The organism is Microbulbifer hainanensis (assembly GCF_014904735.1).
Taxonomy (GTDB): Bacteria; Pseudomonadota; Gammaproteobacteria; order Pseudomonadales; family Cellvibrionaceae; genus Microbulbifer; species Microbulbifer hainanensis.
In genome coordinates this window covers 172,548-188,276 of sequence record NZ_JACZCR010000027.1, presented here as the reverse complement: position 1 = coordinate 188,276, position 15,729 = coordinate 172,548, and the positions used below count along the sequence as shown (strand labels likewise).

Sequence of the window (15,729 nt, the reverse complement as noted above, 5' to 3'; positions counted from 1 at the left end):
CCGCTCCCGTCGCCACCTCCCACCCCGCTTCGCCAATTTCTTTTGAATATCCAAAACATAGGTACGAACGTACCTTTTTGGCGCTCAACTGTCTTTTGTGACACGATCAAAAAAAACTCTTTGTCGCCCCTTGCATTCAGATTTCTTGGTCTATACTGGCTGGTGTGAAGGAAAGGTGCGCCGGTACCGGAGTGGTAAGTCAAAGGGAAGTTGCCGGAGCGAATAGTTTAATATTTGTACAGCTCTGTGAAGGATTCGATGTCAGTTTCAGGTGTATCCCGGCACCCGGATAGTAGCCCGCTTTAATACCAAAATTGGTGGCAGGTTGAGGCAAAAGGGGTTCGCAGGAAGCGGACATTAGAACAATAACTGCGGCTCACGGAACTCAAAAGGAGCAGCTCGATGAACCAAATTCAGCCAGACCAGACATCGCTCTCAGAAGACAAGCCCCTGCAGCAGGCCAGAATTTCGGGAGATCCCAATATTCTGGACCAACTGTTGGCGCCGCCGGAAGCTACAAGCTTTGGCATCGCCGCGCGAGTTATCGACGTACTCGAGCAGCGTATTGGCAAAGCGTCGCTTGCCATCCGGCCAGTGGCATCCGATCTCAGCATGTCGACACGTACACTGCAACGGCGCCTGCAGGAGCACAGCCTCAGCTTTGCCTCCCTGCGTGATCATGTGCGTTTCCGCCACGCAGTGCACTTCCTCAAGGATACGGCACTGAGCGTTGATGGGATTTCCCGCATTCTGGATTTCTCAGACAGAACCAGTTTTACCAGTGCTTTCAAGCGCTGGACGGGTATGTCACCTACGGGCTACAGACGCCAGGTGCGCCAGCGCTTCTGACCCTGTCGCCATCGAGTGCCGGCCCGGGTACACATGACCTGGGTCGGTACGTTGCCTAGCATGTTCAAACCCGTTAGAGTTGGCCAAAATTTTTGTTAGCTAACTCTTTGAGGATTTGCATGAGCTTTTTTATTCCCGCCGCTATGGCGCAGGACGCCGCCCCGTCGCCTCAGGGCAACCCACTGATTACCCTGTTGATGTTCGCAGGCCTGTTCGGCTTTATGTGGTTTTTTATTATTCGCCCGCAGCGCAAGCGTCAGAAAGAGCACCAGGAACTGGTCGGCGCCCTGAAAAAAGGGGATGAAGTAGTTATGACCAGCGGAATGTTGGGCCGAGTGGAGAAGGTCGATGACGATTACATCGTTCTGGAAGTGGCCGACAACATGACGTTGAAGTTCCAGAAGGTAGCGGTGCACGCCATCCTGCCAAAAGGAACGATCAAGAAAATCTGACTTGCGTGAGATAAACCCACGCCAGCGAGAACCCGGCAAGCGCCGGGTTTTTTGTAGGTGCCATCGAAGTGAGAGCTACAATGTCCCTGAACTATCCACCCCGGATCTCCCTCGCCAGACTGCCCACCCCACTGCAGCCGTTAGAGCGCATTACGGAAAAATATTCAGTCCCCCACGGTGGTCCCAAGATCTGGGTCAAGCGGGATGACCTTACCGAAACGGCCATGTCCGGCAACAAGCTGCGCAAGCTGGAATTTGTTGCGGGAGCCGCGCGTGCGCAGGAGTGCGACACCCTGATCACCTGCGGGGGTATCCAGTCCAATCACTGCCGCACAACCGCGCTCGTGGGGGCACGCCTTGGTCTGCGCGTACAACTGATTCTGCGGGGGGAGCACAGTGGCGCGGCAGACGGTAATCTACTGGTCGATCAGCTCGCCGGTGCCGCTACCGCCTTCTACCCGCCGCGCCAGTATTTTGCCGAGCTACCCGAGCTCTTTTCTTACTGGCAAAACTATTACACCGAGCGGGGCCACAAGGCACTCTGCATTCCCACTGGTGCCAGTGACGGCCTCGGCATCTGGGGTTATATCGCCGGGGCGGAAGAACTATTGAATGACTGCCGGGAAAACGGCTTTGAGCCGGAACATATCATCTGTGCAACCGGCAGTGGAGGCACCCAGGCGGGACTGACACTGGGTTGTCAGCAGCTCGGCGTATCCACCGAGGTTACCGGCTTTGCTGTCTGCGACGACGAGGCCTATTTCCAGCGCAAGGTGCGCGAAGATATCGCGCACTGGTCTGAGTTGAGTGGGCACCAGGTTGACGAAAATTCACTCAACGTCCAGGTGAATGCGAAATACATCGGGCCGGGGTACGCCGTCGCCGATGAACCGGTTTATAGAACCATTGCCGAAGCGGCTGCGCTGGAGGGCCTTGTACTGGATCCCGTTTATTCCGGAAAAGCGTTTTACGGGCTGCTGCAGGAACTCCACAGCGGTCGCTATCGCGATTGTGAAAACCTGGTATTTGTACACACCGGCGGCCAGTTCGGGCTATTCCCCCACAGGGAAAAGTTTTCATTTCTGGCGTAACCACAGCGGCGGAATTGCGCAAAACCCGGGACGGCCGCAATAAACTGGTAGTGAATCAGGACTCCCATTACTATGGGCAGTTCAATCGCTTAGCGTAAGCTGCTAATCTGCGCTGCAAACAGCAACTACCGCTGTATAGAAAATAAACAGATATAAATTAGAGTAGTGGGGGTCACTTTTGGAAACCTTTGATAAATGGCTGTTGCAACTGGACAGCATGCTTGGCGGCGCCTTCTGGTTTCCCTACGTGCTGCTAGGGGTCGGTTTATTCTTCACCATCTACCTGGGTTTTCCGCAGCTGCGTTATTTTGGTCACGCGATCAAAATCGTCCAGGGGAAATACGACAAGCCCGGTGACCCCGGTGACGCCTCTCACTTCCAGGCCCTGTCCACCGCGCTGTCTGGTACCGTGGGTACCGGTAATATTGGTGGTGTTGGTCTGGCAATCGCCATCGGCGGCCCCGCTGCGCTGTTCTGGATGTGGATGACAGCCTTTCTGGGCATGACCACAAAATTCGTCGAAGTGACACTGTCACACAAGTACCGCATTAAAGCAGCGGACGGCTACTTCGCCGGCGGTCCGATGTTTTACATGGAGCGTCGACTGAATATGAAGTGGCTGGCGATTCTGTTCGCCGTCGCAACAGTAATCAGCTCTTTCGGTACCGGCAGCCTGCCGCAGGTGAACAACATTGCCCAGGCCATGTTCGATACCTTCGGGGTCGATAAGTCTGTCACCGGTGGCGTCCTGGCGATTTTGCTGGGGATGGTGATCATTGGTGGTATCACGCGCATTGCCAAAGTGACCTCCACAATCGTTCCGATCATGGCGGCGCTCTATATCATCGGCGCACTGGCAGTGATTCTGTATAACTACCAGAATATTGTCCCGTCTTTTGTTTCGGTGTTCCGCGACGCTTTCAATGGCACATCGGCCGCCGGTGGCTTCCTCGGGGCGAGCTTTGCTTACGCGTTTAACAAGGGCGTCAACCGCGGCCTGTTCTCTAACGAAGCGGGGCAGGGCTCTGCGCCGATTGCGCACGCCGCGGCGCGGGCGGATGAACCGGTATCCGAGGGTATGGTGTCGCTGCTGGAACCTTTTATCGACACCATCATCATCTGTACTCTGACTGGTCTGGTTATTCTCTCTTCTGGTGTGTGGACTGAAAAGTACATGAACAAGTTCGAGCGTGCCGATATGACGGTTGTCTCGGGCGTATACTCTGATCAAGAGTCCGGCGATGTAAGTGAACTGTTTAACTTCCTGCGCGGCAATGACAGCAAGGCCAAGCCATTTAACGGATCGGTCGTAGTGGCGGACGGCCACGCATTGAATCAGGATGAATTCACGATCATCAATGCGCGATCTGTAGCCGAGGACGTGGAATACCGGGTTGGCGATGACAACTACAGCGGTGTGCTGACAGTAGTGGATGGTCAATTCGCCAATCCAAATGTGGAGGTCTGGGGCAACTCCCTGCTGCACTCGGTCGCTCTCACCAATCGCGCCTTCCAGAAGGGCTTCTTCGGTGACTACGGCAGCTATATCGTGACAATCGGTATCCTGCTGTTTGCCTTCTCCACAGCGATTGCCTGGTCCTATTACGGGGATCGCTCGATCATCTACCTGTTTGGCCCCCGCGCGGTAATGCCGTACCGGCTGGTTTACGTGGTGGCATTCTTCTGGGCGGCGAAAGCGGATACGACGCTGGTCTGGCACCTGTCGGCAGTGGCGATTGTGCTTATGACGTTGCCGAACCTTTTCGGAATCAGCATCCTGGCGAAAGAAATGAAGCAGACCGTAAAAGATTACTGGAAAGATCCCAGCCACAAATAGAGTTCAGTGAGGTTGCCTCGCAATCCTGCGTGCATGAAGCCACACTGACACCGGCAATAAAAAAGGGCAGCCATTGGCTGCCCTTTTTTTACCCTGTCAATCTCGGTTAAGGATTGGCCTGGGCGTCCAGCGTTACGCCGGAATAGGCACTGTAACCGCGAATACTGATATACCAGGTGCCCGACTGCGGGTTGCTGATACTGCAGTTTTCGTTGTTACCGTACTTGTAGGGGCGGCAGTCCCAGCTGCTGGTTGTGGGCTGCGCACCGTAGCGTACATACAGATCGCCATCACCGCTGCCGCCGGACATCTGTACGTCCAGGGAAGACATTCCAGAGTCGACGTTCAGGGTGAAGTGCTGCCAGGAACCCTGGCTGCCGGACAGGTTGGTTTCGGTCCAGCCGCTACCGCTGCCGCCACCGCCATTCTCGTCATAGCTGCCGACCAGGCTGACGCCGGAGAAGCTGCTGTAGGCACGGACCATTACGTAGTAGGTGCCTTGCTGAACGTTGGAGATGGTGCAGGTTTCTGCGTTGCCGCTGAGATATGGCCGACAGTCATAGCTGGAAGTGGTGGGTGCAGAACCGAATTTCACATAGAGGTCTGCGTCACCAGTGCCGCCGGAGATCTGGAAGGACAGGTTGGAGGCCCCGGCAGGAACATCCAGTGTGTACTGGACAGTATTGCCGGTGCTTGCGGACAGGCCGGTAACAGCGACGCCGTTCTCAAGCTGGCTGCCAGTGCTGCCTCCACCGCAGCTGGATGTGGAAATGCCTACGGAGCTGAAGGCGTTGCTAACTGCTGCCTGGTCATAGCCCAGGTCCCCGGTTGCGGACATAACGCCGCACGCTGCGTCGTTATAATCGCTGGTCGAGTTCCAGTACATCTGGTTGGCGAGCAGGAATACGTCAAAGGCCTTGCGAGTGTCCCAGCCGCTGCTGGTGGCGACCAGATAGAAGGCGCGGTTGTAGACACCTGAGCTGTAGTGAACGTCCAGACCCGAGTAGTAATCGGCTGCATTATCAATGGAGTTGCCGTCTTGTGTCGGATTGTCCATGTAGCGCAGCGCACCACTGCCTTTGAAGATGTCCGCGCCTACCTGCCAGTCGTTGCTGCCGCGCATATAGTATTCCGCGGTTTCACCGGCCATATCAGAGAAGGCTTCATTGATGCCGCCGGGTTGTGCGGAGTATTGCAGTCCGGAATTCTGCTCGGTGAAGCCGTGGCTGACCTCGTGGGCAGAGACATCAAGGCTAACCAGCGGATAGAAAGTGCTGCCCCCGTCACCGAATGTCATCTGGGTGCCATCCCAGAAGGCGTTTTCATAGCTGTTGCCATAGTGGACGCGCATGCGCAGCTTCTGGGTCAACGGTGCAGTGTTGTACCAGTCGTTGTACATATTGAAGATGACGTTGCCAAAGAAGTGTGCATCATTCAGTGGCGAGTAGGCGCCGTTGATTGCGCGATAGTCGTTGTAGGGGCAGGTGAATGAATAGATGCTGCCGCCGCTGGTGGCATTGTTCATGTCCACCGTTTCGACGTTGGCGGTATTCATCGCGCAGTTGCTGTCGACTTGCAGCGGCGGGAAGTCCGTGCCGTATAAATATTGGCCCGTTTTCTGGTTGCCACCCGGTCCTGTTGCATCCTGGTGGTTGATACCTTCCCAGTGTTCCAGCACTTCACCGGTGAGGGCGTCGATGAAATAAAACGGTCGGGACGGCTCATCTCCATACTCCACCCAGCTCACCAGATAGGCGAGTCGCGCCTGATTCTGGTCATCCACGTGTACGTAGAGCTGCTCGGTGCGGTTTTTGGCGGCAAGCTGCAGGGCTGGCAAGGACAGGGCGCCTTTGAGTACGCCCTGTTGAGCGCGCTGATTTACCATGTGATCCATGGCCCGGCGCAGGGCATTGTCAGCCTTGATCGATGCTTTGACAGAAGGCACTTCCAGAGTCAGGCCAGTGATTACATCACCGGAAACCTCGGCAGCCACACCCTGGCCGCTGCTGGTTACCGACTGGCCCCATACAGGTATGCCACGATGCGACTGTTCATATCGTGATACCGTCTTGCCATTGGGCAGTGTGCGCGAGCGCACCATTTCCAGTTTTACATCATTCCCCGTAGTGGCGGCCAGGGCCTGGGCGTTGAGCATATCCGGGGTCGCCGGAACGCGGTTCGCCGCCTGGGCACCAACTGCCACTGCCAGTGTGCAACTGAATGCTATTAGACGCTTCATTGACTGTTTTTCCTTATTGCTTTTTTGCTTGAGTCCGCGCATCGCGCTGCTAGGGTTCTCCTTCGCCTGCGCGCCCGGACTGCAGAAACCTCCACGGCGAGCGGGCACAGTGCACGAAAACGGGACTGTGGTGTGGTCAGACTTCAGAAGACAGGCCGGAGTACCGGGAAGGGGCCGCGTTGGCGGCAGAGGTGCTCCGCTTTCTCAAACCAGTGCCCGGTGTTACCGGACGTCTGGCAGATTACATGGCGGATTGAGGTGAACAAGGGCAGGGTGAGGCTCAGACCTCATATTTTGTAATTTTTCACTATCTTTGCGCAATCAGTCACACTGAAAAGATGGCCATCCTAGAAAAGGATGAATATTGCGTACGATCGTCAAAGTTCTAGTGGGCATAAAAAAAGCCCCGCGAGCGGGGCTTTCCAGTGGTATATACGCACTAGACGTTCAGCAGCAGGAACTCCCTTTCCCAGGAGCTGATTACGCGGTTGAACTCTTCATATTCATCGCGCTTGATGGCGCTCCAGGCGCGGACGAACTTTTCGCCAAACATTTCGGCTGCCTCGTCGCATTCGAGCAACAGGCTGAGGGCATGCTCCTGCGTACGGGGCAGGGTGATCGGCTCCGAAGAGCAGTCCCCTTCGTAGGGTGCACTCGGTTTGACCTCGTTCACCATTCCCAGGTAACCGCAGGCCAGCGACGTGGCGATTGCCAGGTAGGGGTTGCAGTCCGCACCCGGGAAGCGGTTTTCGAGGCGTTTGGCCTGCGGAGAGCTGTCCGGCACACGCAATCCTGTCGTGCGGTTGTCATAGCCCCAGTGCAGGCTGGTCGGCGCTGCAATTTCCGGCGTAAACCGACGGTAGGAATTCACGTTCGGTGCAAAGAAGCTGATAAAGCCCGGCGTATACTTTTGCATGCCCCCGATAAAGTGCATGAAAGTTTCGTTTTCCCGGCCGTTGTCATCGACAAAAATATTCTTGCCGGTTTCCGCATCGACAATGCTCTGGTGAATGTGTAGCGCGCTGCCCGGCTCATGCTCCATCGGCTTGGCCATGAAGGTGGCATAAATACCGTGGCGCAGGGCAGTCTCACGCACTGTGCGCTTAAAAGTGAAAACCTGGTCCGCCAGCTTCAGTGGGTCGCCGTGCAGGAAGTTGATCTCCATCTGCGCGGTGCCGGACTCATGAATCAGCGTATCGACATCAAGACCCTGCGCTTCGCAGAAATCATACATATCCTCGATGATCGGCTCGTATTCGTTGGCCGCGTCGATACTGTAAGACTGGCGCGTCTTCTCTGTGCGGCCAGAGCGGCCCACCGGTGCTGACAACTTCTCGTCGGGATCCAGGTTGCGCTTGATCAGATAGAATTCCACTTCCGGCGCTACGACCGGTTTCCATCCTCTTTCCGCATATTTTTCCAGCACGAACTTCAGTATATTGCGGGTGCTGATGGGGTGCGGTTGGCCGTCCCGGGTATAGCAGTCGTGAATGATCTGCGCCGTCGGTTCGTTGGCCCACGGATTGAGGCGAATTGAATCCGGATCCGGGACCAGCAGCATATCGGTATCTGCCGGGTCTACTAGCTCGTTGTGCTCATCCACATAGTCGCCAGTTACCGTCTGTACCAGGATACTTTCCGGCAGACGGCTGTCCTGAGTCAGGAATTTGTCCGTGGGGGTAAATTTGCCCCGCGCATTGCCGGACATATCGGGCACCAGACACTCCACTTCGGAAATATCGTGTTCTGCGAGCCACTTTGTAATCTTGTCCATTTTGCACCTTGATCGAAATGATCTGCCCCGTGTTGGGTTGCATTAGTATACGCCCGGAGTCTCCAGTGGAGAGATGGCGCCGTCGTACATTTAGGGGCGGGAAAGCCCAGAAATTGCCGAGGCTGTGCCGGGCAAAAGTGCGAACGAACCAGTTTTTCGTTCGCAGGCTTTGATTATGACAAGAAACCGAATTATTATTCAATATAAATTGAATGATTGTTCGGTTTTTGCCGAATTGCCGGCGGGCTACCCGGGAGGCCGGGTTGCCGAAGCCTAGCTTGGAGACGTATCTATGACCGCCACCGGTACAGTGAACAAATTGATCGGACACACCGATTCCTACTACGCCGCCAGTGCCAACCCTGCGCCCGTCTATCCGGCGCTGGAAGGTACAGTGGAAGCCGATGTGTGCATTATCGGCGCCGGCTATACCGGCCTGTCTTCAGCGCTGCACCTGGCCGAGCGCGGCTACAAGGTTGTGGTGCTAGAGGCGGAAAGGGTCGCCTGGGGCGCATCCGGTCGCAATGGCGGGCATGTCGGTGTCGGGCAGCGCAAAGGCCAGGAAGACCTGGAAAAAATGCTCGGCTTCGATACTGCGAAACAGCTCTGGGATATGGGTGTTGAGGCGGTCAGGACCGTCGAGGACCTGATCACCAAGCACAATATCCAATGCGATATGAAGCGCGGCATCATGCATCTCGCGGCTAAACGCAGCCACAACGAGGACTTGAAAGCCGAGGTAGAGCTGCTCAACAAGCGCTATGGCTACGACCAGATGGAGTATATCGGAGAGGAAGAGGCCAGGGCGCTGGTGGGCTCCGAGCGCTATTTTGGTGCGCAGGTCGATAACGGATCGCTGCATCTGCACCCGCTCAACTACGCCCTGGGGCTCGCCGATGCGGCTGCAGCGGCCGGCGTACAGTTCTTTGAGCACAGCAGGGTCACCAGCTATCGAGGAGGTGCTCCTTGTGTTGTGGAGACTTCGGCAGGGCAGGTGCGCGCTAAGAATGTCGTGCTGGCCTGTAACGGATACCTGGGCAACCTGGAACCGCGCATGGCGGGCAAGATTATGCCCATCAACAATTTCGTGCTCGCGACCGAGCCGCTGCCTGAGGCGTTGGCCCATGAGCTGATTGCCAACGACTTCGCCCTGCAGGATACCCTGTTCGTCATCAATTACTGGAAGCTTTCCGGGGACAACCGCCTGATCTTCGGTGGCGGCGAGAACTATACATCGCGCTTCCCGCAGGATATCCGCAGCTTTGTTAAGAAGTACATGTTGGAGGTCTATCCGCAGCTCGCCGATACCCGAATCGACTACGGCTGGGGCGGCACACTGGCGATTACGCTAAACCGGATGCCGCATATGGGGCGTCTGGAGCCAAACGTGTACTACAGCCAGGGCTATTCCGGCCACGGTGTTCCGACGGCCACTTTCGCTGGCAAATTAATTGCAGAGGTGGTGGCTGGTACAGAAGAGCGTTTTGATATACTGGCGCAAATTCCAACACCTACCTTTCCCGGTGGCACACTGCTGCGCTGGCCAGGGTTGGTGACAGGAATGCTCTATTACAGCCTCATGGACAAGCTCGGTAGCTGATCGACTGCATCAGAATCGGGCACAGCCATGCACTGTGTAGGAGCAGCATTTCGAATTTGAATAATCATTCGGTTTGTGGGATAACAGACCTTCAAGTTCAATCGCTTGGGTGCAGCCATCGGCGGTATCGGATGCGCAAACCCTGAATAACAAAAATGACGGGGACGACCATGCCTGTTACAGAGAGACCACACAACAACCACAAGCACGTGCTGGCTTCGGCCATCGGTGCTGTTGTCATCGCGGTAAGCACCGGCGCGTCAGCGGCGGAGATCGAAGAGGTGACGGTAACCGCACAGATGCGTGCGGAGTCACTGAAGGACGTACCGATGGCGGTGAGCGCCTTTACCGGCGACACCCTCAAAGACCGCAACATGAGCGGTTTTAAAGACCTGTTCTCGATGACCCCGGGTATTTCCGGCGAGACCAACGATTCCTTCTTCGATTCCGTCTCCGTGCGCGGCGTCAACAACAACAGCTTCGGTACCGGCAGCGACCCGGCCCTGGGCGTCTTCCTCGATGGCGTCTACCAGAGCCGTACCGGCGCCACGCCGAGCATGTATGACATGGAGCGGGTCGAAGTGGTCAAGGGGCCGCAGGGCACCCTGTTCGGCCGCAACACCGCTTCCGGCGCCATTTCCATGGTCTCCCGCAAGCCGGGCGACACTTTCGGTGGCGACATTTCCGTCGGTGCCGGGCAGCTGGGCCGGGAAAACTTCCAGGGCGCAGTCGATCTGCCGGTCACCGAGAACCTCGCAGTGCGTATCGCCACCTACCACGACAAGGAAGACGGCAACATCGAGAACCTTGCTGGCGGTCGCGACCTCGGTGCCAGCGAAGACAACGCCATGCGTATGACGGCGGTCTACAGCGGCATGCAGGACACCACCGTGACCCTGGTTGCCCAGTACGAGGACCGCGAAGGCGACGGCACCATCTACCGTGCACTGGATACCAAGGGCGCCTACGACCAGGTGTACAACGACGCCCAGGGTAAAGATGAGTCCGAAATCGGCGATGCCATCCTGACCATTGAGCACGACCTGGCCAGCGGCACCACGCTGTCTTCCATCACCGGCTACAAGACCCACAACTACACCTACGCCGAGGACTTCGACGGTACCGCCAATCCGGTCGATACCTATACGCGCGACCAGACCGGTGATTTCTTCAGCCAGGAATTCCGTCTGACGTCCAACAACAGCGGCATGTTCAACTACGTGCTGGGTGCTTCCTACTACAAGGAAGACATCGACGCGGACCTGGCGGGTATCGATAACGAAGATTTCATCTGTGACGGCATCTACGCCGACGAGTGGGAAGAGGGTATCGGTACCTTCGACACTTGTGCCAGTCTGCCGCAAGATGCGATTGACGAGTTCTTCGGCTTCGAGGGTGACCCCTGGGAATACGCCCCGGGCAAACTGTCCATCGAAGCTGCCAACACCGTGGGTAAATTCAGCGGCTGGGGTGTGTTCGCGAACACCACATTCGACCTGAGCGAAGCCACCAGCCTCGGCCTCGGCGTGCGCTACACCGAGGATACCAAGAAGTATTCCGTCGACTCCCCGTGGCCGGACACCTGGACCGGGGGCTGGAACTACCAGGCCATGTATACCGATGGTCCGATCACCGGTGATAACACCTGGAGCAACGTCTCCGGTCGCGTCACCCTGAATCACGACCTCAGCGAGGCCGTCACCGTGTACGGAAGCGTGGCCACCGGCTACAAGTCCGGCGGTTTCGACTATCTGTCCTACCACATCACCGATCCGGCCTACGGCACTGACGAGGACAGCCAGTACGCATGGCTCGACGACCACGGTTACGAGGTGGACGCCAGCAACGCTGAGCCGAGCAAGTTCGACGAAGAGAATGTTCTGTCCTACGAACTCGGTGTGAAGGCGCGTCTGCTGGATAACCGCCTTGCGATCAACGCGGCGGCCTTCCAGTACACCTACGATAATATGCAGCAAGCCTTCTGGGTGGGGGCCGCGGCGATCACCCGCAATGTGGGTGAATCAAAGGGGCACGGCCTGGAAGTAGATGCCCGCTGGCTAATCACAGATAACCTGGATCTGTACTGGGGCCTGTCCTGGTTGGGTACCAAGTTCACCGGCGCACCGGAAGAGTTCTGTGAAGACTGCAATGGCAATGAAATGGCTTTCTCGCCGAATTTCTCCTCCTCCAGTGCGTTGACCTACCACCAGCCGACTGGTCTGGGTGAAATCACCTACACCGCGGAATACACCTACACTGGCGAGCAGTTCTCCGACCTGGAAAACACCGAAGCCGTGAAGCTGGACAGCCGCAGTGTCGCCAACGTGCGTCTGGCGCTGACCGCACCGGACGAAAGCTGGACCGCCGGCATCTACGCCGAAAACCTGCTGAACGAAGAGTACTACCACTGGGGCTATGCTGAGGCGCTGTACAACCTCCCGGCAACCAAGACCGACCCGTCGCGGGGCCGCGTAGTGGGTGTGAACCTCGACTATCGCTTCTGATTGTTTCTCATCTCTCACAGGATGAACGAAAAACCGGCGCATTGCGCCGGTTTTTCGTTTTTACGGGAGCAACCCCGGGCGCGATAATGGCTTGAAATTGGTGGTAAACTGCGGGCAACCGAGAAAAGGAAAAGCATCTTGTCCAATCTGGAACAGCGCAAACGTAAAAGCCAGCTGACACCGCGCCGCGAGCCGGTTCAGGCCCGCGCCCGGGAGCGTACCCGGCAGATTCTCGATACCACTGGCCGGTTGCTCGAAGAAGTGGGGCTCAATGACCTGACCACAATTCTGATCGCCAAGGAGCTTGGCGTTTCTGTGGGCTCTCTCTATCACTACTTTCCCAACAAGCACGCCATTCTCTATGCCATGGGAGAGCAGTGGCTGGCGAGCATGACCGCAGCACTGGAGGAGTTGGAGCAGCGCAACCTGGAGGACATGGCGCTTGATGGTTTCGTTGCCGAGCTCATCGAGTGCCTGCTGGCCGTCTACCGGGAGCAGCGCGGCCTGTTGCCACTGGTGCAGGCGATGTGGGGCATTCCCGAACTCCATGAACTGGACGAGCGCCACGATGAACTGATCATTACCCACCTTACCGGTATGTTTCAGCGGCTCGGCTTTCTCTGTCCCCCGAATGAAATGAACCGCCTGGCCCGTGCCACGCTCGAGACCTGTCACGCTATTTTCCTCGTCATCGTGAACCAGCGGGGCGTGCGCTCGCAGCGGACCCAGGCCGACCTGCAGCAGATGCTGCTGACTATGCTCGACGCCCACCGCAACGAATCCCGTCCCGGCGACCTCGATGACGTGGAGGCTCCCTGATGCCGCAATTGTCCGACAAGCTTGTTATCGCGATCTCGTCCCGTGCGTTGTTCAACCTGCAGGACAGTCACCGGGTGTTTGAGGAGCAGGGGCTGGATGCTTTCTCGGACTACCAGATAGCTCATGAGAACGACGTGCTGGAAAAGGGCGATGCCTTCCCGCTGGTGGAAAAATTCCTGCAGATCAACGAGCGCCTCGAAGGTGAACCCCGTGTGGAGGTGATTCTGTTGTCACGCAACAGCGCCGACACCGGCCTGCGTGTGTTCAATTCCATCGAGCATTACGGCCTCAATATCACCCGCGCGGCTTTTTGTAACGGTGAAAGCCCCTATCGCTATATCGCGCCGTTTGGCTGCCATCTGTTTCTCTCTACCGACGGCCGCGACGTTCGTCGGGCACTGGAGCAGGGCATCGCCGCCGCCACGCTGGTTGCGGGCGGCAGCCAGCGCCACGCGGACGACACCCTGCGCTTTGCCTTCGATGGCGATGCGGTGATTTTTTCCGACGAGGCAGAGCAGATTTTCAAGCGGGATGGTCTCGCCGCCTTTGCCGCGTCCGAACGGGCGTCAGCACAACAGCCCCTGGGCGGTGGGCCCTTCAAGGGCTTTCTCGAGGCCCTGCAGCGGTTGCAGTCGGAGTTCAAGGCCGACAGCTGTCCGATTCGAACAGCACTCGTCACCGCGCGATCGGCACCCGCTCACGAGCGGGTCATCCGCACGCTGCGCGCCTGGAATGTGCGCATCGACGAGTCGGTATTTCTCGGCGGCCTGCCCAAGGGAGAGTTCCTGCGAGCCTTCGGCGCCGATGTTTTCTTCGACGATCAGCCAAATCACTGTGCATCCGCGGCGGAGCACGTCGCCACAGGCCATGTTCCCCACGGTATCGCCAATCAGGAAGCCTGAGAGCGCTCATTTGCTCTAATTGGGCAGAGCGTGGCTCCAAGTGTGAACTCGCCACACGAAAATATTCTCCCGCAGTTGGCTCCGGTCGCTTTTGGCTGCTATTCTTTTCTCGCATAAACTTAGACGGTTTTTATAACTATCGGGGAGCCGCAGCGGGGTTGAGTCTGCAGGCAAGGGAACGCTAGGGAGAATCTATGAAGCTGCAGCAGTTGCGCTATATCTGGGAGGTGGCCCATCACGATCTCAATGTTTCTGCGACAGCACAGAGCCTCTATACCTCCCAGCCGGGTATCAGCAAACAGATACGCTTGCTGGAAGACGAGCTGGGCGTGGAAATCTTTGCCCGCAGCGGCAAACACCTGACCCGGGTCACACCCGCCGGCGAGGCAATCCTGAAAACCGCTGGTGAAATTCTGCGCAAGGTGGAAAACATCAAGCAGGTTGCGCAGGAATTCAGTAACGACAAGAAGGGCAGTCTGTCCATCGCCACTACCCACACCCAGGCTCGCTACGCACTGCCGACCGTCATCAAAGCCTTTATCGCCCGTTATCCGGATGTCTCCTTGCACATGCACCAGGGGACGCCGATGCAGATTTCTGAAATGGCCGCCGACGGCACTGCGGATTTTGCCATCGCTACCGAGGCGCTGGAGTTGTTCAGTGATCTGGTGATGATGCCGGTGTACCGCTGGAACCGGTGTATTCTGGTACCGAAAGATCACCCCTTGTGCCACGTCAGTAAATTGAGCCTGGAAGAAGTCGCCAAGCACCCGATCGTTACCTATGTTTTCGGTTTCACCGGGCGCTCAAAACTGGATGAGGCTTTCCTGGAAAAGGGACTGTCGCCCAAAGTGGTATTTACCGCGGCGGATGCCGACGTGATCAAGACCTACGTCCGGCTCGGGTTGGGTATCGGAATCGTGGCGGATATGGCCGTTGACGAAGGGGACGACCTGGTCGCACTGGATGCCAGTGAGCTGTTTGAGCCCAGCATCACCAAGATTGGATTCCGCAAGGGTATTTTCTTACGCGGATTCATGTACGAGTTTATTCAGCAGTTTGCCCCGCATCTGACCCGAGAGCTGGTGGATCAGGCTGCGCACGCTGCTTCACGGGCAGAAGTCGACGAGATTTTTGCCGGACTGGAGCTGCCGGTTTACTGACGGCGAAGTGAGTTCAACAAAAAAAAGCGGCCGAGAGCCGCGTTTTTTTATACACCTGCTGACATTGTCTTCCGGGGCATCAGGATGCTTTGGCCTGTAGTACTTCCTTGGCAAATTTGAAATACACGGTGAAAATCACTGGCTCAGTACCGTCTTCTTCAACAATAAAAAACGGTGCCCGCTCCACATTGTATTTTCGCGCCAATTCAAGCCCTTCGCTCTGCGGATCGCGCACATCGGCAATTACGGTCCTGTCAATAAATTGCAGCTGATCGTTTTGCTCGAGCTTTTCCTGCACATCATTGCACTTGGCGCAGGGCGAGCCATCAGCAAGCACTTTTTTGACCAGCGTAATCTTCACATCCACTTCCTTTCTCAGAGAATCCAGCCTGCGCATTAAGCCACTTATGGTGGAATGCGGCGTATGACGGAGAATCTAGCAAAAGCGCTAATAACTTTGAAATATCAATAGTGGATAGTTTTATAACTTTTAGTCTAC

At 56.7% G+C, this 15,729-nt stretch carries 12 protein-coding genes; 9 read left to right on the top strand and 3 right to left on the bottom strand.

The features are described 5' to 3' along the window. The first annotated feature begins 402 nt into the window (after nucleotides 1-402). The 4 genes from IG168_RS10580 to IG168_RS10565 all read left to right on the top strand — a co-directional run bounded on the left by IG168_RS10580 (nucleotide 403) and on the right by IG168_RS10565 (nucleotide 4,229). A complete protein-coding gene (locus IG168_RS10580; protein ID WP_193164352.1) occupies nucleotides 403-849 on the top strand; it encodes a helix-turn-helix domain-containing protein in 447 nt (148 codons plus the stop codon). Between the two features lie 119 nt (nucleotides 850-968). Continuing rightward, nucleotides 969-1,301 carry a preprotein translocase subunit YajC gene (yajC, locus tag IG168_RS10575; protein WP_193164351.1) on the top strand — a complete coding sequence of 111 codons (333 nt, stop codon included), beginning with the start codon at nucleotides 969-971 and terminating at the stop codon, nucleotides 1,299-1,301. Between the two features lie 80 nt (nucleotides 1,302-1,381). Then, nucleotides 1,382-2,392, top strand: coding sequence for a D-cysteine desulfhydrase family protein (locus IG168_RS10570; RefSeq protein WP_193164350.1), 1,011 nt, complete (start codon nucleotides 1,382-1,384; stop codon nucleotides 2,390-2,392). 178 nt (nucleotides 2,393-2,570) lie between these two features. After that, complete coding sequence (locus IG168_RS10565) at nucleotides 2,571-4,229, top strand: alanine/glycine:cation symporter family protein (RefSeq protein WP_193164349.1); 1,659 nt, start codon at nucleotides 2,571-2,573, stop codon at nucleotides 4,227-4,229. A 106-nt stretch (nucleotides 4,230-4,335) separates the two neighbouring features. Here the strand turns inward: IG168_RS10565 and IG168_RS10560 are convergent, their stop codons facing one another. Together IG168_RS10560 and IG168_RS10555 are read right to left on the bottom strand one after the other, a co-directional pair. Then, entirely contained in the window at nucleotides 4,336-6,468 is a 2,133-nt protein-coding gene (locus IG168_RS10560; RefSeq protein WP_193164348.1) for a M4 family metallopeptidase, read from the bottom strand. Nucleotides 6,469-6,907: 439 nt separating this feature from the next. Beyond that, nucleotides 6,908-8,242, bottom strand: a complete 1,335-nt coding sequence (locus IG168_RS10555) for a glutamine synthetase family protein (RefSeq protein ID WP_193164347.1) — start codon at nucleotides 8,240-8,242, stop codon at nucleotides 6,908-6,910. Nucleotides 8,243-8,534: 292 nt separating this feature from the next. On the opposite strand from IG168_RS10555, the gene IG168_RS10550 reads away from it, so the two are divergent. From IG168_RS10550 to cysB, 5 genes are all read left to right on the top strand, one after another. Beyond that, nucleotides 8,535-9,842 (top strand): NAD(P)/FAD-dependent oxidoreductase, encoded by a 1,308-nt coding sequence (locus IG168_RS10550; protein ID WP_193164346.1) that lies wholly within the window; start codon nucleotides 8,535-8,537, stop codon nucleotides 9,840-9,842. A gap of 170 nt (nucleotides 9,843-10,012) precedes the next feature. Beyond that, the gene (locus IG168_RS10545) at nucleotides 10,013-12,346 is read left to right on the top strand and encodes a TonB-dependent receptor (RefSeq protein WP_193164345.1); all 2,334 of its coding nucleotides are present in this window, start codon (nucleotides 10,013-10,015) and stop codon (nucleotides 12,344-12,346) included. Between the two features lie 138 nt (nucleotides 12,347-12,484). Next, complete coding sequence (locus IG168_RS10540) at nucleotides 12,485-13,165, top strand: TetR/AcrR family transcriptional regulator (RefSeq protein WP_226876790.1); 681 nt, start codon at nucleotides 12,485-12,487, stop codon at nucleotides 13,163-13,165. After that, nucleotides 13,165-14,067: a 5'-nucleotidase gene (locus tag IG168_RS10535; RefSeq protein WP_193164344.1), complete on the top strand. Its 903-nt coding sequence runs from the start codon at nucleotides 13,165-13,167 to the stop codon at nucleotides 14,065-14,067. Before IG168_RS10540 ends, IG168_RS10535 begins: the two co-directional genes overlap by 1 nt. Nucleotides 14,068-14,261: 194 nt before the next feature. Then, on the top strand, nucleotides 14,262-15,230 hold the full coding sequence (gene cysB / locus IG168_RS10530; RefSeq protein ID WP_193164343.1) for an HTH-type transcriptional regulator CysB: 969 nt from the start codon (nucleotides 14,262-14,264) through the stop codon (nucleotides 15,228-15,230). A 79-nt stretch (nucleotides 15,231-15,309) separates the two neighbouring features. On the opposite strand, the gene IG168_RS10525 is transcribed toward cysB, so the two are convergent. Further along, nucleotides 15,310-15,591 (bottom strand): hypothetical protein, encoded by a 282-nt coding sequence (locus tag IG168_RS10525; protein WP_193164342.1) that lies wholly within the window; start codon nucleotides 15,589-15,591, stop codon nucleotides 15,310-15,312. Between the last annotated feature and the right edge of the window lie 138 nt (nucleotides 15,592-15,729).

Coding starts and splice junctions, on each gene's coding strand:
- cysB (WP_193164343.1), top strand. CDS start 14,262: ATGAAGCTGCAGCAGTTGCGCTATATCTGGGAGGTGGCCCATCACGAT.
- IG168_RS10560 (WP_193164348.1), bottom strand. CDS start 6,468: ATGAAGCGTCTAATAGCATTCAGTTGCACACTGGCAGTGGCAGTTGGT.
- IG168_RS10580 (WP_193164352.1), top strand. CDS start 403: ATGAACCAAATTCAGCCAGACCAGACATCGCTCTCAGAAGACAAGCCC.
- yajC (WP_193164351.1), top strand. CDS start 969: ATGAGCTTTTTTATTCCCGCCGCTATGGCGCAGGACGCCGCCCCGTCG.
- IG168_RS10555 (WP_193164347.1), bottom strand. CDS start 8,242: ATGGACAAGATTACAAAGTGGCTCGCAGAACACGATATTTCCGAAGTG.
- IG168_RS10545 (WP_193164345.1), top strand. CDS start 10,013: ATGCCTGTTACAGAGAGACCACACAACAACCACAAGCACGTGCTGGCT.
- IG168_RS10535 (WP_193164344.1), top strand. CDS start 13,165: ATGCCGCAATTGTCCGACAAGCTTGTTATCGCGATCTCGTCCCGTGCG.
- IG168_RS10570 (WP_193164350.1), top strand. CDS start 1,382: ATGTCCCTGAACTATCCACCCCGGATCTCCCTCGCCAGACTGCCCACC.
- IG168_RS10550 (WP_193164346.1), top strand. CDS start 8,535: ATGACCGCCACCGGTACAGTGAACAAATTGATCGGACACACCGATTCC.